The 21,926-nt window shown below is 43.9% G+C and carries 22 protein-coding genes; 10 read left to right on the top strand and 12 right to left on the bottom strand.

All coding sequences use genetic code 11. The features are described from left to right. Positions 1-12 precede the first annotated feature (12 nt). The 3 genes from E0Z06_RS11765 to gpmM form a co-directional block, all read right to left on the bottom strand. Complete coding sequence (locus tag E0Z06_RS11765; RefSeq protein WP_243695504.1) at positions 13-750, bottom strand: divergent polysaccharide deacetylase family protein; 738 nt, start codon at positions 748-750, stop codon at positions 13-15. Positions 751-868: 118 nt separating this feature from the next. Further along, entirely contained in the window at positions 869-2,017 is a 1,149-nt protein-coding gene (locus E0Z06_RS11760) for a peptidoglycan DD-metalloendopeptidase family protein (protein ID WP_132584902.1), read from the bottom strand. Then, positions 2,018-3,562 carry a 2,3-bisphosphoglycerate-independent phosphoglycerate mutase gene (gene gpmM / locus E0Z06_RS11755; RefSeq protein ID WP_132584900.1) on the bottom strand — a complete coding sequence of 515 codons (1,545 nt, stop codon included), beginning with the start codon at positions 3,560-3,562 and terminating at the stop codon, positions 2,018-2,020. A gap of 165 nt (positions 3,563-3,727) precedes the next feature. Here gpmM and E0Z06_RS11750 point away from each other — a divergent pair, with 165 nt between their 5' ends. The 4 genes from E0Z06_RS11750 to gpsA are packed head-to-tail and all read left to right on the top strand — an operon-like array spanning position 3,728 to position 5,941. Beyond that, positions 3,728-4,162: a rhodanese-like domain-containing protein gene (locus E0Z06_RS11750; protein ID WP_132584898.1), complete on the top strand. Its 435-nt coding sequence runs from the start codon at positions 3,728-3,730 to the stop codon at positions 4,160-4,162. A 2-nt stretch (positions 4,163-4,164) separates the two neighbouring features. Then, positions 4,165-4,422, top strand: a complete 258-nt coding sequence (grxC, locus tag E0Z06_RS11745; protein ID WP_132584896.1) for a glutaredoxin 3 — start codon at positions 4,165-4,167, stop codon at positions 4,420-4,422. A gap of 17 nt (positions 4,423-4,439) precedes the next feature. Beyond that, complete coding sequence (gene secB, locus E0Z06_RS11740; RefSeq protein WP_132584894.1) at positions 4,440-4,934, top strand: protein-export chaperone SecB; 495 nt, start codon at positions 4,440-4,442, stop codon at positions 4,932-4,934. Then, on the top strand, positions 4,934-5,941 hold the full coding sequence (gene gpsA, locus E0Z06_RS11735; protein WP_132584892.1) for an NAD(P)H-dependent glycerol-3-phosphate dehydrogenase: 1,008 nt from the start codon (positions 4,934-4,936) through the stop codon (positions 5,939-5,941). Before secB ends, gpsA begins: the two co-directional genes overlap by 1 nt. Before the next feature lies 1 nt (position 5,942). On the opposite strand, the gene E0Z06_RS11730 is transcribed toward gpsA, so the two are convergent. The 5 genes from E0Z06_RS11730 to E0Z06_RS11710 all read right to left on the bottom strand — a co-directional run bounded on the left by E0Z06_RS11730 (position 5,943) and on the right by E0Z06_RS11710 (position 11,227). Further along, on the bottom strand, positions 5,943-7,544 hold the full coding sequence (locus tag E0Z06_RS11730) for a GGDEF domain-containing phosphodiesterase (protein WP_165907399.1): 1,602 nt from the start codon (positions 7,542-7,544) through the stop codon (positions 5,943-5,945). An 85-nt stretch (positions 7,545-7,629) separates the two neighbouring features. Then, the gene (gene trmL, locus E0Z06_RS11725; RefSeq protein ID WP_132584888.1) at positions 7,630-8,097 is read right to left on the bottom strand and encodes a tRNA (uridine(34)/cytosine(34)/5-carboxymethylaminomethyluridine(34)-2'-O)-methyltransferase TrmL; all 468 of its coding nucleotides are present in this window, start codon (positions 8,095-8,097) and stop codon (positions 7,630-7,632) included. Between the two features lie 37 nt (positions 8,098-8,134). Further along, positions 8,135-9,148, bottom strand: coding sequence for an alpha/beta fold hydrolase (locus E0Z06_RS11720; protein WP_132584886.1), 1,014 nt, complete (start codon positions 9,146-9,148; stop codon positions 8,135-8,137). A 22-nt stretch (positions 9,149-9,170) separates the two neighbouring features. Next, complete coding sequence (locus tag E0Z06_RS11715) at positions 9,171-10,535, bottom strand: ATP-binding protein (protein WP_132584884.1); 1,365 nt, start codon at positions 10,533-10,535, stop codon at positions 9,171-9,173. Continuing rightward, positions 10,532-11,227: a response regulator transcription factor gene (locus E0Z06_RS11710; RefSeq protein WP_132584882.1), complete on the bottom strand. Its 696-nt coding sequence runs from the start codon at positions 11,225-11,227 to the stop codon at positions 10,532-10,534. Before E0Z06_RS11710 ends, E0Z06_RS11715 begins: the two co-directional genes overlap by 4 nt. 140 nt (positions 11,228-11,367) lie before the next feature. Here E0Z06_RS11710 and E0Z06_RS11705 point away from each other — a divergent pair, with 140 nt between their 5' ends. Further along, positions 11,368-11,835, top strand: a complete 468-nt coding sequence (locus E0Z06_RS11705; RefSeq protein ID WP_132584880.1) for a Spy/CpxP family protein refolding chaperone — start codon at positions 11,368-11,370, stop codon at positions 11,833-11,835. Between the two features lie 34 nt (positions 11,836-11,869). Here the strand turns inward: E0Z06_RS11705 and glnG are convergent, their stop codons facing one another. The 4 genes from glnG to glnA form a co-directional block, all read right to left on the bottom strand. After that, complete coding sequence (gene glnG / locus E0Z06_RS11700) at positions 11,870-13,285, bottom strand: nitrogen regulation protein NR(I) (protein ID WP_132584878.1); 1,416 nt, start codon at positions 13,283-13,285, stop codon at positions 11,870-11,872. A gap of 4 nt (positions 13,286-13,289) precedes the next feature. Further along, entirely contained in the window at positions 13,290-14,366 is a 1,077-nt protein-coding gene (glnL, locus tag E0Z06_RS11695; RefSeq protein WP_132584876.1) for a nitrogen regulation protein NR(II), read from the bottom strand. Between the two features lie 78 nt (positions 14,367-14,444). Further along, positions 14,445-14,963: a DUF4124 domain-containing protein gene (locus tag E0Z06_RS11690; RefSeq protein WP_132584874.1), complete on the bottom strand. Its 519-nt coding sequence runs from the start codon at positions 14,961-14,963 to the stop codon at positions 14,445-14,447. A 117-nt stretch (positions 14,964-15,080) separates the two neighbouring features. Further along, complete coding sequence (glnA, locus tag E0Z06_RS11685) at positions 15,081-16,490, bottom strand: glutamate--ammonia ligase (protein ID WP_132584872.1); 1,410 nt, start codon at positions 16,488-16,490, stop codon at positions 15,081-15,083. Positions 16,491-16,831: 341 nt separating this feature from the next. Between glnA and typA the strand changes: the two genes are divergently transcribed. From typA to E0Z06_RS11660, 5 genes are all read left to right on the top strand, one after another. Further along, positions 16,832-18,670, top strand: a complete 1,839-nt coding sequence (gene typA / locus E0Z06_RS11680) for a translational GTPase TypA (RefSeq protein ID WP_132584870.1) — start codon at positions 16,832-16,834, stop codon at positions 18,668-18,670. A gap of 130 nt (positions 18,671-18,800) precedes the next feature. Further along, positions 18,801-19,712 (top strand): virulence factor BrkB family protein, encoded by a 912-nt coding sequence (locus tag E0Z06_RS11675; RefSeq protein WP_132584868.1) that lies wholly within the window; start codon positions 18,801-18,803, stop codon positions 19,710-19,712. Between the two features lie 2 nt (positions 19,713-19,714). Further along, positions 19,715-20,152 carry a D-aminoacyl-tRNA deacylase gene (gene dtd / locus E0Z06_RS11670; RefSeq protein ID WP_132584866.1) on the top strand — a complete coding sequence of 146 codons (438 nt, stop codon included), beginning with the start codon at positions 19,715-19,717 and terminating at the stop codon, positions 20,150-20,152. A gap of 18 nt (positions 20,153-20,170) precedes the next feature. After that, positions 20,171-21,082 carry a bifunctional GNAT family N-acetyltransferase/hotdog fold thioesterase gene (locus E0Z06_RS11665; protein WP_132584864.1) on the top strand — a complete coding sequence of 304 codons (912 nt, stop codon included), beginning with the start codon at positions 20,171-20,173 and terminating at the stop codon, positions 21,080-21,082. Continuing rightward, complete coding sequence (locus E0Z06_RS11660) at positions 21,079-21,885, top strand: NAD(P)H-binding protein (RefSeq protein WP_132584862.1); 807 nt, start codon at positions 21,079-21,081, stop codon at positions 21,883-21,885. The genes E0Z06_RS11665 and E0Z06_RS11660 overlap by 4 nt, the downstream gene beginning before the upstream one ends. Positions 21,886-21,926: the final 41 nt, after the last annotated feature.

The raw sequence follows: 21,926 nt of genomic DNA, 5'->3' as shown, positions 1-21,926 counted from the left end.
TAAAGTAAATTATTACGGCGCAGAACTAGCCGGTGCAGTAAACCCCGCCGCTATCACATTATGACTCTGTGGTAATAACTGGGTAATACTTACTAAAACAATGCCTTGCTCTTGTAGTTTAGGTAAGTTTTTGCGTAAAAACGTATAGGTTTCTGGGTACGGATGGGCAATAGCTATCGCCGTTTGGCGTTTTCGCGCAATACGTAATAGTGTTTCAAACTGTTTTGAAATTGCCGCTTCAGTTTGCTCATTATCTAAAAACACCTGCCTACTTAAATTTGTTACCCCATATTGTTGAGCATACTTTCCTGCTTTGCTTTGTGCGGTTGTTAGGCTGTCGACGAAGAATAAATGGCGTTTTTGCAAATATTCCATCGCCCATGCCATTGGTTGTTCTTGAGCCGTATAATAACTGCCCATATGGTTATTAATGCCAATAGCGTAGGGAATGTCGGCTAATGCTAGTTGCAGCGCTTTATGCACTTGCTGCCTAGACATATCAGCTGTCAGCGCACCTGGTCCAGGTTGTTTGCTATTAGAGGCTTGCATAGGCATGTGTAGCATTACGTCTTTTTGTGCTTGAAACGCGTAGCGTGCAGCACTCTGACCATAGGGGGTATATGGCAGCACCGAAAAGGTAAGCGCAAAAGGTAAATCTATCAGTTTAAGATCGGCCTTATGGTAGCCGATATCATCAATAATAATAGCAATACGCGGTTTGTTATCCGCAGCCTGTATATTTAAGCTCAATAAAGCTAAACAAATTATAAATAGTCTTTGCACGTTATTATTATTCTCTTGGTGCTGGTTACGGCCACGCCAACTTAATGAAACGAAGTGCGCAATTACAAATTATCAGGGTAAATATTTAGCGCTTTGTTTGGGCTAACCATTGTAATGGATTAACCGCTTCGCCTTTATTGCGTATTTCAAAATACAGACCGGCTGATGCCTGTCCGCCACTCATGCCCGCTAGCGCTATAGTTTCACCAGCATTAATACGCGCGCCAGGTTGCTTTAATAAGCTTTGGTTATGTCCGTATAGACTCATAAAACCGGCACCATGGTCTAGCACAATAACCCAACCGTAACCTTTGAGCCAGTCGGCATAAATAACTTGGCCGTCGGCGACGGCTTTAATGGCTTCGCCTTCGCTGCCTTGGATCAGGATGCCACGTGATGATACGCCACCTTCGCGGTTTTCACCAAAACGTTGTAGCAAGCTACCGTTAAGTGGCCAAGTAAGCTTGCCTTTTTGTTTGTTTAAACCCGCTAACTCTTTAGCTTTTTGCGCCAGCTTACGTAACTTTTCTAATGTAGCTTGCATACTGGTTTCGTTTTGGCGCAAATAATCTAGCTGCCGGCCTTGTTGTTTTAAGGTATCTTGTAAACGTTTTACCGCTAACTGCTGTTCGCCTTTTGCTTGGGCTAATTGCTGCTGTTGTTGCTGTAAGGTTTGAAGTGCTGTGGCTAACTGCTGTTGTTTGTCAGTTAGTTCCGTTAGCACTAGCTGTAGCTGGTTTATGGTTTTGTTTAAAGCCGCAAGCTGCGCTAGCCTAGCGCGATTAAAATACTGGTAATAACTTAATACCCGCTCTAATTTAGCAGCATCTTGCTGATTAAGCAGCATCTTGCTGTAATCGTGCTGGCCTAAGCTGTAAGCGCTTTTTAACTGTGACGCTAACATGGCCTGCTGTTGTTGCAGGGTTTGTTCAAGCTCGGTTTGCTGTGCTAGCAATTGCTGTTCACGTATTACTAATGCCTGCTTTTCTTGCTCCGTTTTACGTGTGGCTAGCGCGGCTTCGGCTAGTGCTTTATCCGATTGCTGTAGTTTTTGTTCAGATTTCTCTAATTGCTTTTGCTGCTGCTTAACTTGCTGCTCAGTAAGCTGAATTTGCTGCTTTAGCTCTGCGAGCTCTTTCTCTTTTGCTTGTTGTTGTGCCAGCGTAGGTAGGGCAAAAAGCAACAGCAGCCAGCATACTGACTGCACGAATACGCGAGTTAACGTAGTTTGCATTTATTGTGGCAGCATTAAAATTTTGCCGGTCATTTCAGGCGGTATTGGCATGTTCATTAGGTGCAGCATAGTGGGTGCGACATCACTGAGAATGCCGCCCTCAGTTACCTTAGCTGAGCGACCAACATAAATTAACGGTACTGGGCCACTAGTGTGTGCCGTGTGTGCTTGGCCAGAATCCGTGTCTAACATCAGTTCCGCATTGCCATGGTCGGCGGTAATTAAACATTCACCACCTACGTCTTGCAAGGCGGCAACTACGCGGCCTATGCAGTGGTCTACCGCTTCAACGGCTTTTATTGCTGCTGACATAATGCCCGTATGGCCAACCATATCGCCATTAGGATAATTACAAATAATGACATCGAACGTGTGGCTATGAATTGCAGCCACCAGTTTGTCTGTCAATTCGGTTGAGCTCATTTCAGGTTGTAGATCGTAGGTCGCGACTTTAGGCGAGTCGACCAAAATACGTTGTTCGCCGGGAAATAGCGTTTCGCGCCCGCCACTAAAGAAAAACGTTACATGCGCGTATTTCTCGGTTTCAGAAATGCGTAACTGAGTTTTATTGTGTTTGGCTAACCATTCGCCTAATACATTATTTAAGCGCTCTGGTGGGTAAGCGCAGGACGCTTTTATATCGGCGGCATACTCGGTTAACATGACAAAGCTACTAAGTTTTGGCCGGTATTGACGCACAAAACCAGCAAAGTCGTCATTAATAAATGCACGGCTAAATTGGCGTGCGCGGTCAGCTCGAAAGTTCATAAAGATAAGCGCATCGCCATCTTGCATTTGTATCGGGTTACCAGAGCTAGACAATATGGCTGTAGCCTTTACAAATTCGTCATTTTCATCACGTTGGTATGCGATGCTTAGCGCTTGTAATGCATCGCTAGCTTGAAAGTCGGCTTTACCTTGGGTTAATAAGTCATAGGCGTTTTGCACCCGATCCCAACGTTTATCTCGGTCCATTGCAAAATAGCGGCCAATAACAGAAGCAATTTGACCGCTTTTTGTTTGTGTAAAGTGAGCCTGTATTTTTTCCAATGATGCCTTAGCACTGCGGGGGGGGGTATCGCGGCCATCTAAAAAAGCGTGTAAGTAAATAGGCCCAGCATGTTGCTGTTCGGCCAGTTTAATCATAGCCAATAGATGATCTTCGTGGCTATGCACGCCACCTGGTGATAGTAAACCCATAATGTGTATGGCTTTATGTTGCTGCTTGGCCTTTGTTACGGCATTGACTAATGTTGGGTTAGTAAAAAAATCGCCATCGCTGATGGCTTTAGTAATGCGGGTAAAATCTTGATACACCACTCTACCTGAGCCTAAATTTACATGACCTACTTCTGAATTGCCCATTTGACCATCAGGCAAGCCAACATCTAAACCAGAGCCAGAGATTAAAGTATGAGGGTAATCTCGCCATAGTTGATCCATAACTGGGGTATTTGCCTGTGCGATAGCATTGTTGCTTACATCTTCTCGATAACCCCAGCCATCAAGAATTAATAACACCAAAGGTTTTTTCTGGCTTGTCATGTAAGCTCCGTTGTTAAGAATTAGGCAAAAAGCGAGCTGCTATATTACCGAATTTTGCATAATTCTCCAGTATTGTGTTCAGCTTCTGGTGTGCACAGTGCTGCTTTCTTCACTGAAACTAAGTATACTCGGCGTTGAAAATTTTCAGTTAAAAGCAGAGTGAATATGCAGCAGTATATAGAGTTTGCAACAAATCATCCTATTTTAAGTGCGGTGTGGGTGGTGTTATTTGTGATGTTAATTAGTAGTTTAGTTAAATCACGTTTTTCTGCCATTAAGCAAGTTAATACCACGGAGTTAACACTGCAGGTTAATCGGCAAAACGCGATATTAGTTGATATTCGCAATGAAGCTGATTTTAACAAAGGTCATATTACCGGCGCACGTAATGTGCAAATGACGGCAATTGAAAAACAGCAACTTGCTGGCCTTGAAAAGCATAAAGCAGAACCCATTATTGTAATATGCCAAGCTGGTGTAACTGCACAAAAAGCAGCTGCTAGCTTATTAAAGCAAGGCTTCACTTCTGTGTCTGTATTACAAGGCGGCATGGGTAGTTGGAGTAGCGCTAATTTACCGGTAGTAAAAACTAAGAGGTAGTGATGTCACAAGTGACTATTTACACCAAAGCATATTGTCCTTATTGTACTCGCGCATTATCGGTGTTGAACAAAAAAGGTGTAGGCTATCAGGAAATTCGTATTGACGAAAAACCAGAGTTACGCCCTGAAATGATCGAGCGAGCAGGTGGCCGTACTACTGTGCCACAAATATTTATTGGCGCTCGCCATATTGGTGGTTGTGATGACATGTTAGCCCTTGATGCCAGCGGACAACTCGACCCTTTACTTAACTTATAAATATAATAGGAATTATCATGGCCGAACAACAAGCAAATGGCGTTGCAACTGAACAACAAGGTTTACAATTTGCGATCCAACGTATCTTTGTTAAAGATATTTCATTTGAAGCGCCTAACGCACCGGCAATTTTCCGCAAAGAGTGGAAGCCTGAAGTTAAGTTAGATTTAGATACTCGTAGTGAAAAGCTAGAAGAGAACGTTTATCAAGTTATATTATCGTTAACGGTTACCACCACGGTTGAAGGTGAAGTCGCGTTTTTATGTGAAGTACAGCAAGCGGGTATTTTTTCAATTGGGCCAATGGAAGATGCACAAATGGCTCATATGCTGGCATCATTTTGTCCAAATGCGTTATTCCCTTATGCGCGTGAAGCGGTATCAAACTTAGTAAATCGCGGTACCTTCCCGCAGCTTAATTTAGCGCCGGTTAACTTTGATGCATTATTTGCCCAATATGTGCAGCAGCGTCAAGCCGAAGCACAAAGTGTCCAGGCCGTAACGGTTAACTAATGCAGCAGTCAGCTATTGCTGTACTAGGGGCAGGCTCTTATGGCACTGCCCTTGCTATTTGTCTTGCACGAAACGGTAATTCGATTAGTTTGTGGGGGCGCAATGCACAAGACATGCAACAGATGTCGGAGCAGCGCCTTAATCAAAAATACCTACCCGATGTGCGTTTTCCTGATTCGTTGCAAGTAACTGCTGATATGGCTGCGGTTGTAGCTAGCAGTCGAGATATTCTGCTCGTTGTGCCTAGCCATGCTTTTGCTGAAACCTTGCAACAAATAAAGCCATTATTACGACCTGATTCTCGAGTAGCGTGGGCGACAAAAGGTTTAGAGCCCGAAACTGGCCGTTTATTGCAAGATGTAGCGCGCGAAGTATTAGGCGAAACTATACCGCTGGCGGTATTTTCTGGTCCTACCTTTGCTAAAGAAATGGCAATGGGATTGCCAACGGCAATCACACTGTCGTCTACCGATGCTGCGTTTATTGGCCAATTATCTAACTTGCTACACTGTGCTAAAAGTTTCCGTGTCTATACCAATACCGACTTTATTGGTGTACAGCTTGGTGGTGCGGTTAAAAACGTAATTGCTATTGGTGCGGGTATGGCCGATGGTATAGGTTTTGGTGCTAATGCGCGTACCGCGTTAATTACCCGTGGTTTAACGGAAATGTCGCGTTTGGGCTGTGCGCTTGGCGCAAAAAAAGATACCTTTATGGGTATGGCGGGGTTGGGTGACTTGGTACTAACCTGCACGGACAATCAGTCGCGCAATCGTCGTTTTGGCCTATTACTGGGGCAGGGCAAAGGCGTAGAAGATGCGATGCAAAGCATTGGTCAGGTTGTTGAAGGCTTCCGTAATGCTAAAGAGGTATTTAACTTGGCGCAGCGGGTTGGCGTAGAAATGCCTATTACAGAACAGATTTATCTTGTTTTGTATCAGGGCAAAGATGTAAAAGCCGCGGCGTTAGACTTACTTGGTAGAGAGAAGCGTGATGAGGTAAGCTAAATTAGCTTACCTCTTTTCGTAACAGTCTATTTTCTCTGGCGAGTAAATCTGGAATCTCTGTCGATGGCAGCGCTTGGCTAAATAAATGTCCCTGCAAAATATCACAGCCCATTACATGTAATAAATAAGCCTGCATTTCGTTTTCTATACCTGTGGCGATAACGTCGAGTTGTAAATAAGAAGCCAGCCTAATTAAACTAGCGGTAATGTTACGTTGCTGTTCGTTATGTTCTATATGTTTAATATAACTTGCGGCTATTTTAATGCTATGTAATGGCGTATTTCTTAACATGGATAACGATGACACGCCAACGCCGAAATTATCTAAGGTGAGATGAAAACCAAGCTCTGCAAGCTGTTTGAGCTTATTGGTGGTTACCGCATCAGGTTGCAGTAGAATGTCTTCATGCAGTTCTAATTCAAATTGAGCCGCGTCCAACGCGTGGTGTTCAAGCTGTTGCGTTAAGTAAAAAACAAAGTCGGTTTGGGTAAAGCTAAGGCTAGCAATATTTAGCGATATTCTACCTCTATTAGTACCGGTGTACTGCCACTGCTGTAATTGCGCACAACAGGTTTTAAATGCTAACTGATCTAAACGAATAACTAGCCCAGTTTCATCTGCTACGTTAAGAAACTGCTTTGGCAATAAAACACCGCGTTTGGGGCTATGCCATCTTAGCAAGGCTTCATAGCCGACGACACGGTTACTACCAATACTAATGCGCGGTTGATAGTAAACGTCTACTTCATTTTGGCGTAACGCCTTATCTAATTCAGTCTCTAAAATTTGATATTCAAATACGCGTTGTTGTAGCGCGGTATCTGCAAACTGAAGGTTATTATTGCCCATTTTAGCAGCACGTTGCACCGCACGTTGCGCGGCAAAAATAAGTTCTGGTGGAGTGCAGCCATCTAGTGGATAAATGCTAATGCCAATCAACGATTGCAGCGCAACTTTAGCATCGGCGATGTTAAGGTGTTCAGGCAGTGGCAGTAGCCGATGCGCCAAACGGTTTAGTGCTATTTCAAGTTGCGCATTACACATATGTGGCGGTACCACGATGGCAAAGGTATCAGCATTATACCTGGCGATAATATAATTCTGATCAAGCGTCGCTGTTAACTGTGTACTTAATTGCTCAATAACATTAGCTAGCAGCGTTAAAGGCTTAGCGCTGTCAGAGGCAAATAGCTGGCTAAACTTCAGCATTAATAGTGCAAATTTAGGCTGGCGTTCGTTACTGAAATTGATGAAAGATTGCAGATACTCTAATAAAAGCTCTGGCGTAAATAACTTGGTTTGGTTATCGCGGATCTGCAGCGTCGTTGCATTGGCCTGTTCAAACTGAAAAGTTGTGTTGCTGCTTTGTTCGTGTGGGGTGAGGCAATCTTCGGTGGGTTGTATCACACTATCGAGTATTTTCTGCTGTGCAATAAGTAGATTGTTACTGTGGTTTAGCTTTTTACTATAAACCACAATGAACGCGACCAGCAGCAAAAGCACGGCTGCTAGGCCTAATAACCCAAGCAGAGTGCTGGCGTGATCAACTGGGGCTAAGGCAAAAAACAAACTTGCTGTAGACAACCCGCTTAACATCGACATAGTGGCATACATCCTTGTAACCAAATTTACAGGGTTAAATATAGTGGTAAGACAATCCTTTGTACAAACTATACACTATATAAAACTAGGTTCTTGCCCCAGTGTAATCTAATTGACGCCAAGATTCATAGACAAAAACGGCTACGGCATTAGATAAATTCATCGAGCGGCTGTTAGCGGTCATTGGAATACGTAACCAGTGCTCTGTGGGTAGCTGTTGCAGCACCTCCAGGGGTAAACCTCGGCTTTCTGGACCAAAGATAAGTGCATCACCGGCCATGTAAGTGGCATCAGAATGTTTAGTATGGCCTTTGGTGGTGCAAGCAAACATGCGAATTGGCGCTATAGTATTAACAAATGCGGCAAAATTAACATGGCGCTGCACCTGAGCGAACTCATGGTAATCTAATCCAGCTCGCTTAATGCGCTTGTCATCCCAGGCAAAGCCTAACGGCTCGATTAAATGCAGCATATAGCCGGTGTTAGCACAAAGTCGAATTATGTTGCCAGTGTTAGGCGGTATTTCAGGTTCAAATAGCACGACGTGTAGCATAAAAGCTCCGTTTAATTTCGGACACTAGTGTAACAAATTAGCGTATTGACGGCAGCTGCGCTAAGAAAGTATTAATGGCAGTAATGGCTTTTTGTCGAATATGATCCTGCTCGATGAAAATTTCATGTTTAGCCATGGCTAAGATAACTTTTTGATGTAACACAGCAGATGGTAGTTGTTGATACCAAGCATTTTGCGCATGGTTGCTAACAACTTTATCAGCACCCGCTTGCAGCAGTAAGGTGGGAGTATGCCATTTGGCTGCATCTTGCTGTATTTGGTTCATAGCAACAATTGCCGCATCGATCCACGCGCTGGTTACACCGCCAAGTTGGCTTTGCGGTTGCTCTTGATACCGCTGCAATACCCCCTGATAACGCTGTTGGCAACTGGTCAGCGGGTTATGCCGAAAAGCTTTTTCTTGATAGTTACCTTGAGCTAAAAAATACCAAGGTGTTTTACTAACGGCGCGATTAAGTGCACTAAAGGTACAAGTAATGGTTGTAGCAATGCCAGTAGGAACTAACCCCGTATATATACCAAACATGGGCGACGCTAAGATGGCGGCTTGAAACGGGTGTGGCTGTTGTAGATAGCTAGCCAAAATAGCACAACCCATTGAGTGGCCTAGCGCAATATGGCGTTGATGTTGACTTGGCAGCACAATCTGTTGCACAAACTGCGCAAAATCTTGTTGATATAACTCGAAGTTAGCAACATAGCCCTTGTGCGGGTTGCTAAGCTCGCGCTGTGATAGACCTTGGCCGCGATGATCCAGTAAAAATACGCTATAGCCAGCTTGGGTTAACTCAAAGCATAATTCAGCATATTTTAACGCCATTTCCATCCGGCCGCTGCTAATAACAATAGCGTTCTGGGCATTGGGTACTAAATGATAATAGTAACGTAGCTGCAAATTGTCGGCGCTGGTTAGCACACCGCTTTGCATTTTTTGCCAAAACGGCTTTAACTGATTTAACCAACCATCACTAATCTCACGGGCAGAAAAAAGTGGCCGTATGCTTGGATATGCTATAGCTGTAGTGTTCAAGTCAGCGCCTGTTTTATTAAAATTAGTTAGCCGGTAATGTTAGGCTAATACAAAGCCCGCCAACGCTAGCGTTTGTTGCTGTGGTTTGCCCACCATGCTGGCGAATCACCTGAGTAACTATAGCTAAACCTAGCCCAGTGCCACCAGTGGTTGCTGTACGACTATTTGACACACGATAAAAGGGTTCAAAAATTGCCTCTAATTGGCTTTCGGCAATGCCGGGCCCTTGATCACAAATAGTGATTAATAGCTGCTGAGCGTGTTGCTGTAACATACAGCTAATGTTGCTGTGCACTGGGCTATATTTTATGGCGTTGCGTAGCACATTTTCAATGGCGCGAGCTAATAGGCGACTGTCAGCATTAATTAGTAGTTGTTGTGGTGCGACTAGCTCAATTGTTTGCTGCTTAGCGTCGGCTTCTACTTGGTTAACATCAATAATCTCTGCAAGCAGCTCGGTTAGATCAAACTGTTGCTTTTCTAGTTGGTACTGGCCGGCGTCTAATTTACTGTAGGTTAGTAGTTCGTCCAGCATAATATCAAGCCGATCTAATTCTTGTTTTAATCTAGGTATTTGTTCAAGGTTTTGTTGCCGCTCGGTTAAGCCTAATGCCAGCTGGGCTCGTGCTAATGGTGAGCGCAGCTCATGTGAAATATCACGCAATAAGCGTTGTTGATTAGTAAGGAGGGTACTAATGCGCTCAGCCATAGTATTAAAACTATGCCCGAGTTGGCCAAGTTCATCTTTACGTTTATTTAAGTTGGTAACGCGGCTATTTAAAGCACCGTCAGCAAACTGTAAGTTACGTTGCAGCAGCTCTCGTAATGGTCGTGAAATAGATATGGCTAAAATAAAGCTGGCAATAGCAGAAATAAGTAAGGTTAACATCAGTAATACATGTTGTGGCATTTCGCTCAGTTGCCACCAAGGCTGCGGCGACCGTTCACGCTTTTGATATAGTGCAACGGTATCTTGGCCCACTTTTAAGATAAAAGGGCCAGCTAGCGAGGTATTATGGTGCTTTAGCCAACGAGGTAATGACAGTTGCGATAGCTCGGTTAACCAGTGCTGGTCAAAGTCACGCGGCAATAATTCCGGGGTTAATACGGTATTGCTGTCGGCATTGACTAATAGCCAGCGATTAGGCCTACGTTCTTGTAAACGCTGCTGTAATTCGGCACTGTTTTGGCTGTCGGCAAAGGGTTGAATTTGTTGCTGTAGTTGTTGAATAACTCCTTGCGGTAAGCGGCGAATTTCAGTTTGTTCAATTACCGCACGCGATAGTGCCAGCGTACCAAACACAGCCGTTATTAATACCAGCCAAAACCAGAGAAAAATTCGACCGGCTAAATAGTTAAATGGGTTAAGCCTGCCTAACCAATTCATGCATCCCCCTTTAGAAATAAATAACCGCTGCCGCGCAGTGTTTGTATTTTTTCATCGGGACAAAACGGCGCTACTTTTTTGCGAATATTGCTAATATGCATATCTAAACTGCGATCATACATTTGTAAGCGTTTACCGAGCACCTCGCGACTAAGCTCATCTTTAGTTACAACCTCGCCGGCGCGGCGCATTAGTAACTCTAATAGCTGAAACTCGGTTGCTGTTAGGTTGATCTGTTGCTCGTTGTAACTTAGCTGACGGTTTTGTGGGTTTATCATCAAGCCGTTAACAGTAATAGGGCTATTTTGTTCTGTTACTGGCGCCCTAGTTAGCTCTACTCGGCGCAATATGGCTTTAATCCGCGCCACTAATTCACGGGGGTTAAACGGTTTTGCTAGATAATCATCAGCGCCTAGCTCTAAACCAACAATGCGATCCACCTCGTCGCCGCGTGCGGTTAGCATTAACACTGGGCAATATTGGCCTGAGCGTAGTGCTTTAAGTACCGACAACCCATCTAAACTGGGTAGCATGATATCCAATAATATCAGCTCAAACTCACCGGTTTTCGCTAAATCTAAACCCTGTTGGCCATCGTGAGCGGCTGTAAACTGGTAGCCATCTAGCGCTAGATACTCAGCAACTAGCTCACATAAGCCAACGTCGTCATCAATCATTAGAATTGCAGGCATAACCACTCCTTACTATTTAATGCGAGTTTACCTAATGTCTGCGCAGGGCAATATACCTTTACAGAATCTTTACCTCGTCTTTGCTCTGCTTTGCATTTAAACGCTTATATTTATCTCGTCTTATAACAGGAGCGTATCCGATGAAAGTAGCCAAACTTATATTTAGCTTAGGTGTTATTGCTGCAGCAACGAGTTTTTCAACAGCTGTACTTGCTGATAGCAACGGCCATAACGGCCATCATCATAAAGGCACACGTCATTCACAAGCTATGCCGATGCAGCGCATGCTAGGTAAGGTAAAGCTTACCGAGGAGCAACGCGAGCAAGTTAAGCAGTTAGTGCAGCAGCATCGCGTTGCGCACAAAGAACAACGTATCGGCAACACTGAACGCAAACAATTACGGGAATTAATAGAGGCGACGCAGTTTGATGCGGTAGCGGTACGCCAGTTATTGGAGCAACAGCAGAGTGCGCGCCTTGAACAGCGCGTAGCAAGGATGGAGCTAAGGCACCAGATCTTGCAAGTGTTAACTGACGAGCAGCGTTTGCAAATGGCGGAACAGAAATCGCATTGGCAACAAAGAAAATCGCAGCGTAAACAGTCTTAAGTTAGTTAAAAGCAGCAAGCTTTGGCTTGCTGCTTTATTTCAGCTCTTTCAGTTTTCGGGTTAAGGTATTTCGTCCCCAGCCTAACAGTCTTGCTGCTTCTTGCTTGTGGCCATGGGTAAATTGCAGCGCTTGCTGCAAGGCAATACGTTCCAGCTCAGGTGCTGCACTGGCTAAAATGTTGTCGTCACCAGCCGCTAGTTTATCTGCTATCCATAACGCTAACATCTGTTGCCAATTGGCCGCTTGGTTTGATGCGGGTATGTGAACCGTTGACGGCGTATTTTTGTGTGCTGCAATAAATTCGGGGGGTAAATCAGCTATGGCGATATTTTTGCCACTGGCCATTACGGTAAGCCAGCGACAGGTGTTTTCTAGCTGGCGCACATTGCCTGGCCACTCTAATTGGGTTAGAAACTGCTCAGCGGCTTGGCTGAGTATTTTAGCTTCTACATTCAGCTCTTTAGCTGCTAGTTGCAAAAAGTGCTGTGCCAGTTTAGCGATATCTTGCTGACGCTCTTTCAGTGGTGGTAAGTGCACTCTAATGACGTTAAGTCGATGAAATAAATCTTCACGAAACTTGTTTTCACTAACCAGCTGTTCAAGGTTTTGGTGGGTAGCAGCAATAATACGCACGTCTACCGTAACGGCTTGATGGCCGCCCACTCGGTAAAATTGACCTTCAGCAAGTACTCTAAGCAAACGTGTTTGCACATCTAGTGGCATATCGCCAATTTCATCAAGAAATAACGTACCGCCATTAGCTTGTTCAAAGCGACCTTTACGTAAACTATTGGCACCAGTAAACGCGCCTTTTTCATGGCCGAATAATTCTGACTCTATTAAATCTTTCGGTATAGCGGCCATGTTTAATGCAATAAATGGCGCGGCACTGCGTGGGCTATGTTGGTGTAACGCGCCAGCAACCAGTTCTTTGCCCGTACCCGATTGGCCGTTAATTAATACACTGATACTGGATCGCGCTAAGCGGCCGATAGCGCGAAATACGTCTTGCATTGCCGGAGACTCGCCAATAATTTGGCTAGATAGGGTTTGAATACTAACACTGAGTTTGGGCTGGTTTATTTGAGCGTGCTCAATAGCGCGTTGGATCAGTGCTATGGCGTCGTTAATATCAAAGGGTTTGGGTAAGTATTCAAACGCGCCGCGCTTAAAGGCATTAACTGCGCTGTCCAGATCGGAATGCGCCGTCATAATAATAACGGGTAAATTGGGAGCTAATAGCTGTAATTTACTTAGCAGCGCCATGCCATCAGTGCCTGGCATACGAATGTCTGATACGACAACCGTTGGTTGCTCGTGCCGCAGTCGTTGCAACATAATATCGGCAGAGGCGAAACTTTCTGAGGCAATTTGTGCTCGGGCTAATGCTTTCTCTAGTACCCAACGAATAGAATTATCGTCATCTACAATCCATACTGTCGGTGCCATTAGCTTAATCCTCAGCCTGCGTAATAGGCAAATATAAGGTAAATTCAGTATGCCCCGGCCAGCTAGCGCAGTCTATCCAGCCGCCATGTTGATGAATAAGGGTTTGCGCAATAGAAAGACCCAGCCCTGTGCCATTAGCGTGGCCACTCACCATCGGGTAAAATAGTGTGTCTTTTATTTCAGCAAGAATGCCTGGGCCGTTATCTATAACTCGAACTAACGCCACGAGTTTATGTCTTTTACCGTGCAAGGTATGTTGTTGCAGCACTCGGCTTTGAATCGATATTGTAGGTTGTGCTGTGTTGCTTAGTGCTTGCTGGGCATTACGTATAATATTAAGTAACGCTTGCTCAAGTAATTCGGCATCAAATGAAAAATCAGGAATGCTCGGATCGTAATCACGATTAAAACGTACATTAGCGGGGTTATCCATTACAGCTAACTGTCGCACTTGTTCTATTACTTGATGCAAATTGTTATTAACGCTGTGTATAACCCGATATGGGCCCAATAAACGATCTACCAAATTTCGCAATCGGTCTGCTTGGCTAATAATGAGTTGGGTATATTCTTTTTGTTCTTCGTTTAACGATTCTTCTAGCAACTGCGCGGCACCGCGTAAGCCGCCAAGCGGATTTTTAATTTCATGGGCGAGACCACGGATTAACTCACGTGCAGCAACGTGCTGATGCTGTTGTAAGTTCTCTAAACTTATTTTACGTTGATGATTAACTTGACGAATTTCAAGTAATAGGTGATTCATCGGTTGTTCGCTAAGGGTTACGGCGATATCTAACAGTAAATGCCTACCATCAGCTAATACCGCCTGTATTTCACTAACACCAAAACCTTGTTTATCAGTTAGCGCGCTGTGTAAGCGAGTAGAACTGAGTTCTGTATGTTGGAATAAACTAGGGAATGGTTGATGGTTAAGGCGTTTTTCGCCTAAACCTAGCACTGCACAGCATGCGGTATTAAAATACCGGATCTGCAAGTTAGCATCTAACAGCATAACGGCGGTGGTTAGCTGTTCAGTAATATTAGTGTGTAGTTGCTCTGTCGCGTTATCAAATTGTGTCACTATGTCACCCTTTGCACCAAAGTGGTGCGTAGCGCTAGTAGTGTAATTCAGTTTAGTGTGAAATGCATGAAATACAGTTTAGTTAGCCGATATTGTTGACGTTCTGTGTAAGTAGAATGTTGTAACCGGGCTAGTGGCAATAACTTTACCTTGCTGATCAAACAGTTCCATTTGTAATTTATGTTCGCCGCGCTCAATATCGCGTAATATAAATACCGCATTACTTTGCGGCTCTGCTAGAGGTTGGCCATCTACCAATAACCGCACTCGCAGGCCGCGTTCAAACATCGGACCAATTTTACCGGTTACATAAACAGAGCCAGTGTTGTCACGCACTGTGGCTTGGTCTTCAGGCTGGGCAATATCTACCGTATAGGGTTCTTTGGCTGGAGGTTTACGTGCAGGTAAGGTTGGATCTGTCGCAGCCATGATGTTGGCTCGACTTGATAGGTTAAGCTCTTCAGCACCAGCTTGCGGGCTATCAGAAAACACTATAACACCATTAGCGTCTTTGGTAACAAAAACCTTTTTATTGTCCTGAGCATATAGCGCGCTGCTTGCTAGCAATAATATTAAAACAAATCCTATTTTATTCATAACTGCGTCCATTTGCATTTTATTATTATTGTTTTATTGGCCGCTACTTTAACGTGTTTTGTATTATTTTTCTACAAAAAAAGCTCACCGTAGTGAGCTTCATATTGAACCAGTAGCTTAAACGCTATAGTAAAGTTCAAATTCTAATGGATGAACAGCTACAGCTACTCTTAGGGCTTCGGCACGTTTGATACCGATGTAAGCATCGATCATTGCATCAGACATAACGCCGCCTTTAGTAAATATTGCGCGGTTTTTATCTAACTCGTTTAGCGCCTCTTCCAATGTACTGGCTACCTTAGGAATATTCGCTGCTTCTTCTGCTGGCAAGTCATATAAATCTTTATCCATGGCATCGCCAGGATGAATTTTATTTTGAATACCGTCTAAGCCTGCCATTAACTGGGCAGCAAAAGCCAGGTATGGGTTAGCCGCTGGATCTGGAAAGCGACATTCAATACGGCGTGCTTTAGCACTAGACACTAACGGAATACGAATAGATGCTGAGCGGTTACGCGCCGAGTACGCTAACATTACCGGCGCTTCGTAGTGAGGCACTAAACGTTTGTATGAGTTAGTTGATGGGTTGGTAAACGCATTTAACGCTTTAGCATGTTTAATTAAACCACCAATGTAGTACAGCGCTAATTCTGACAAGCCAGCATATTTATCACCAGCAAATAAGTTGACGCCGTTTTTAACTAATGATTGATGGCAGTGCATGCCTGAACCGTTATCGCCAACCAGTGGTTTTGGCATAAAGGTAACGGTTTTACCATACAGGTGAGCAACGTTTTGTACTACATACTTTAGCTGCTGAGTTTCATCTGCCTTTTTTGTTAAGCTATTAAATTTAGTAGCAATTTCGTTTTGTCCAGCAGTAGCTACTTCATGATGATGAGCTTCAACTGTTTGCCCCATTTCCTCTAGCACCATACACATAGCGCTGCGAATATCGTGGCTTGAGTCTACTGGTGGCAGCGGAAAATAACCGCCTTTTACGCTTGGACGGTGGCCTTTATTGCCCTCTTCGTAACTCGTGCCTGAGTTCCAAGCCGCTTCAGTGGAGTTAATTTTGAAGAAAGACCCTGACATATTGGTTTCAAAGCGAATGTCGTCAAACATAAAAAACTCTGGCTCTGGGCCGAACAGCGCAGTGTCGGCAATACCGGTCGACTTTAGGTATTCTTCCGAGCGTTTAGCAATAGAACGAGGGTCACGGTCATACCCTTGCATAGTGCTTGGTTCAATAACATCACAGGTAATAATTAATGTGGTTTCTTCAAAAAACGGATCTAACACCGCGGTGCTGGTGTCGGGCATTAAAATCATGTCTGAGTCGTTTATGCCTTTCCAGCCAGCCATTGACGAGCCGTCAAACATTTTCCCGTCTTCAAAAAAGTCTTCATTAATCTGGTTAGCTGGAATGGTAAGGTGCTGCTCTTTACCCTTAGTGTCGGTAAAACGTAAATCTACAAACTTAACTTCATTTTCTTTCATTAAACTCAGTACAGATGATGCAGACATGCATTCCTCCAATTAATTAGTTTTTAGCTACTTACTACAGTCATTTGTTTAATGCTAGTTATATGCCAAACATGTAACCTATTGATAATAAGTGTTATGTTTGAATTTCCAATTAAAGCCCATATTAGTTTGCACTATTTTGGTGCGCCGTTGCTCTTTTTAGGTGCGTATGCACAAGGCTAATAACGATACATTAACGCACTGCTAAAAAATAAATTGCTAAAACTGCTGTTGCAGTTTTTCTTTCTGTATAAAAAAAGAGTAGAATATGCGCCCTTAAGTTTCAGTTAGTTTTGCCTGGTGGTCATTATGGTCATCTAGTGCCACAGAGGATAGTTTACATGAGCGTTACTGCAACAAATTTAGATAAACTGCGCAATATTGCCATTATTGCTCACGTTGACCACGGTAAAACAACCTTGGTTGATAAACTATTACAGCAATCAGGCACTTTTGATGCTCGCGCTAAATTACAAGAGCGCATGATGGACTCTGATGCGCAGGAATCTGAACGTGGTATAACTATCCTAGCGAAAAACACCTCGGTACGCTGGAATGGCTATCACATTAACATTCTTGATACACCGGGCCACGCCGACTTCGGTGGCGAGGTTGAGCGTGTACTATCAATGGCCGACTCAGTATTATTACTGGTTGATGCGGTTGATGGCCCAATGCCGCAAACACGTTTTGTAACGCAAAAAGCGTTTGCTCATGGTTTAAAGCCAATAGTAGTAGTAAATAAAATTGACCGTCCGGGCGCGCGTCCAGATTGGGTTATTGACCAAGTATTCGATTTATTCGACAACTTAGGTGCTACTGACGAACAGTTAGACTTTCCAATTGTTTACGCATCGGCGTTAAACGGTTGGGCAACCTTAGATTACAACGATAAAAAAGAAAATATCGACGATTTATTCGCCGCTATTGTTAAGCACGTTGCACCACCATCAGTAGAGCTAAACGGCGAAACCCAAATTCAAGTTTCTCAGTTAGATTATTCTAGCTACTTAGGCATTATCGGTATCGGCCGTATTAAGCGTGGTACGTTAAAGCCAAACCAGCAAGTCACTATTCTTAGTGCTGATGGTAAAAAGCGTAATGCTAAAGTTGGCCAAGTATTTGGTTACTTAGGTTTAGAGCGTGTTGAAATTGAAGAAGCCACCGCGGGTGACATTGTTGCCTTTACCGGTTTAGGCGAGCTGAAAATTTCTGACACCATTTGTACTACCACTAAACCTGAAGCGTTACCGCCATTAACCATTGATGAGCCTACGGTAACAATGACGTTCCAAGTTAATACCTCACCTTTTGCTGGTAAAGAAGGTAAGTTCGTTACCTCACGTCAAATTTTAGATCGCTTACAGTCAGAGTTAAAACACAACGTCGCGTTACGAGTTGAAGAAACGGGCGACGGTGATAAATTCCGTGTGTCAGGCCGTGGCGAATTGCATTTAAGCGTATTAATTGAAAGTATGCGTCGTGAAGGTTATGAATTGGCTGTATCGCGTCCAGAAGTAATCATGAAAGTGATCGATGATGTGAAAATGGAGCCAATGGAAAACGTTACCATTGACTGTGAAGAGAAGCATCAGGGTTCAATCATGGAAAAAATGGGTGAGCGTAAAGCGGAAATCACTAACATGCAGCCAGATGGTAAAGGCCGTATTCGTTTAGATTTCATGATGCCAAGCCGTGGTTTAATTGGTTTTAGAACTGACTTTATGACCATCACTTCAGGTACTGGTTTAATGTACCACAGCTTTGATCACTACGGCCCGTATAAAGGCGGCACTATTGGTCAGCGCACTAACGGCGTAATGATTTCAAACGCTATGGGTAAAGCTGCTGGTTATGCCATCTTCTCGTTGCAGGAACGTGGTCGTATGTTTATAGGTCATGCTGAAGAAGTTTATGAAGGCCAAGTTATTGGTATTCATAGCCGTAGCAATGACTTAACAGTTAACTGCTTAAAAGGTAAACAGTTAACTAACGTACGTGCTTCTGGTACTGACGAAGCCATTACTTTAGTACCACCAATTCGTTATACACTGGAGCAAGCGCTTGAGTTTATTGATGATGATGAATTGGTTGAAGTAACGCCTAAGTCTATTCGTTTACGTAAGCGTCATTTAACTGAAAATGACCGTAAACGTGCGAATCGTGGTAACTCAGATTAATTCTGTTAGATAGTGACAAGCCGGCCAATGTGCCGGCTTTTTTATTGTCACAATCTACTGAGGTGCGGATACTGGTTGCCGCGCTGCTTTTCTTGTATCCTCGGATAGTGTTTGTAACAAAGGAAACCTTATGCGCCCTGATTGGCAAGATAAATTAGAAAACGCGATACGCTTTACTAAACTGTACATTCAGCGTTGTCAGCAAGATCAAATCACTATGATTGGCGGCTATCTTGCCTATATCTCGTTATTATCATTGGTGCCATTTATTGCGGTAATGTTTACTATGTTGCGCGCATTCCCAATGTTTAGTGCGTTTCGCCAAAATATTGAAGCCTTTGTTTATGCTAATGTTATTCCATCGCGCGGTGAAGAAATTCAGCAATATATTAGCCAGTTTATTGGTAATACCGGTGGCATGACAGCGGTAGGCGTGTTTGCTTTAGTGATCGTCGCGCTGCTATTAATTAATAACATTGATAAAACGCTGAATAAAATTTGGCGCGTAACCAAACGGCCAAGACCGATTATTTCCTTTTCTATTTATTGGATGATATTAACGCTCGGGCCAATTTTGTTTGGCTCGTCTATTGCGCTGAGTTCATATTTGGTTGGATTAACCCGTTTTGCTGATGACTATACGCCTGGCTTTTCAACATTACTGCTTGGTACCTTGCCATCGTTGATGTCGTTATTAGCATTCTTTATTTTATATCTAGTGGTACCAAATATTAAAGTGAGAGCTCGCCATGCTATTGCTGGCGCACTATTGGCTACGGTTTTATTTGAGCTGTCGAAACGCGGTTTTGCCTTTTATGTGACACACTTTCCATCCTACGACACTATTTATGGTGCGCTGGCGCTGGTGCCTATTTTATTTGTCTGGGTTTATATGTCGTGGTTAGTGGTACTGCTTGGTGCTGAGCTTACCGCATTATTGCAGCAGCTGGCTGCAGATACTGAACGCCCGGATGCCGACGATCCTGATCAAATTACTAGCGATTCAGTAATGGACGAACCACAACATAAAGACGTGGTGTAACAATGAAGGCACTTATACAAAGAGTAAAACAGGCTTCAGTGACCGTAGATAATGTCATTATTGGTAAAATACAGCATGGCTTATTAGTGCTGCTGGGTGTTGAAGCAACCGATAGTGACGCTGAATTAGCTAAACTGGTACACAAGGTTTGTCATTATCGTGTGTTTGCTGATGATAACGGCAAGATGAATTTAAACGTACAGCAGGTGAAAGGCAGCTTATTAGTGGTGTCGCAGTTTACACTCGCTGCTGATACGCAGTCCGGTTTACGCCCCAGTTTTACGCCCGCGGCAACGCCAGATAAAGCATGGCAATATTATCAGGATTTTATTACCCGATGCCAAGCTTTGGGTTTAGAGGTGGCTACTGGCCAGTTTGGTGCTGACATGCAAGTCAGCTTGGTTAATGATGGGCCGGTAACATTTTTACTGTCAAACTAACTTTTCGGAATCAGCTTTATGCGCCACTGGCAATTACGTTCGCCCGTCACAGAACAAGAATGGCAAAGTTATTATCATTTGCGCTGGCAAATATTGCGCGCACCATGGCGGCAACCAGTAGGCTCTGAACAAGATCAGCTAGAGCAAGCAGCTTACCATCTAATGCTAGTGAACAATGCCGGTGTTATTGCTGGCGTGGGACGTTTGCATAAAATAGACAGTGAGACAGCTCAAGTCCGTTATATGGCAGTAGCTGATGAGTATCAAGGCAAAGGTGTTGGTAGCCGTATTTTAGCGGGGTTAGAAGCGCAAGCGGTGCTGTGGCAGTGTCAGCGCGTGCAGCTAAACGCGAGGGAAACCGCGCTACCATTTTATAAAAATTATGGTTATAAATTAATTGCGCCAGCACCAGAACAGTTCGGGATAGCGCATTCAGTGATGCATAAATTGGTCTGTTTAACTAACAGTACACAGCATCAGCTATGGTGCCATCAGCTTAACGATACTTGGCAAAGGACCATTCCACTAAGCCAATATATGCAGCTAACCATAGCTAGTTTTAACGGTAATGAGCTGCGCTGCAATGCGCCTCTAGCGCCTAATATTAATTTACATCACACCATGTTTGCCGGCAGTATTTACGCTTTGGCCACGCTTACCGGTTGGGGCATGTTGTACTTGCAACTGCAAGCACTAGGTTTGCAGGGCGACCAAGTATTAGCTGAAGGCACAATAAAGTACTTTAAACCGGTAGCCGAACTGCCGCAGGCGCGTTGTGTATTACAAAACTGCATTGGTGATCTTAACCCGTTGTCTGAAGGACAAAAAGTGCTGCAGAAAATTAAGGTGGCTATTTATTCAGCTGATAAGCTCGCTGCTGAGTTTACTGGCCGCTATGCTGTGTTACCGGTTAAAGGAACGGTAAAGTGAAAATTGTTATTGTTGGTTATGGCTGGTTAGGGCAACAGTTAGCAGTAGCACTGTGTGCTGATGGACATCAATTAGTTGTCACTAGACGAAACGCACAATCGCTGGTTAATTTGCCGGCCGGTGTCAAAGGGCTGGTACTCGATTTAAACCTGCAAGACAATTGCCCTGAAAATGTAGCAGACGCATTTAGTAATGCAGTGGTGATCTGTGCGATAGCGCCGGGGCAGCAGTCGGGCACAAATAGTTATGTTAAGTCACTGCAGCAGCTGAACAGTATTATTACTAAAGCAGGCAGCAAAGCGCTGATCCACTTTAGCTCGACCGGGATTTATCAAGGCTTAGATGGTAATGTTGATGAAAACAGTCTTTTATTAGAATCTTTGCCTAGAGTGCAGTTGCTTGTTGCTGGAGAAAAAGCTTTACAGCAATTTCCGCGCTGTATCACATTACGTTTAGCCGGTTTGATGGGCCCTGGGCGTCATCCTGGCCGTTTTGTTGCCAATAAAACCTTACCCGATCCTAACGGATTAATAAATATGGTTCACGCTGTTGATATTATTGGCGCAGTGCAATCTATTTTACCAACAGAGCATTGGCAATCCGCAATCTATAATCTTAGTTGTCCGGTAAAACTATCACGGCGAGACTTTTATCAGCGTGCTACCGATCTGGCCGGTACGCAAGTTCAGTTTGTGCCAGAAACGTTGTCACAACGTTATGTAAACTCGCAAAAATTTATTACCCAGTATAACTTTCAATATCGCTTTATATCAGCTGGTGACGCATTAGCTTACTGCTTTTGATGCATATCTAACCAATTTTTACCTTTATAAGGTATTTATCA

The organism is Rheinheimera sp. D18, from assembly GCF_004345025.1.
Classification (GTDB): Bacteria; Pseudomonadota; Gammaproteobacteria; order Enterobacterales; family Alteromonadaceae; genus Alishewanella; species Alishewanella metallidurans.
Note: the sequence above shows the minus strand (reverse complement) of the source record. Positions and strands in the feature narration are given on the sequence as shown.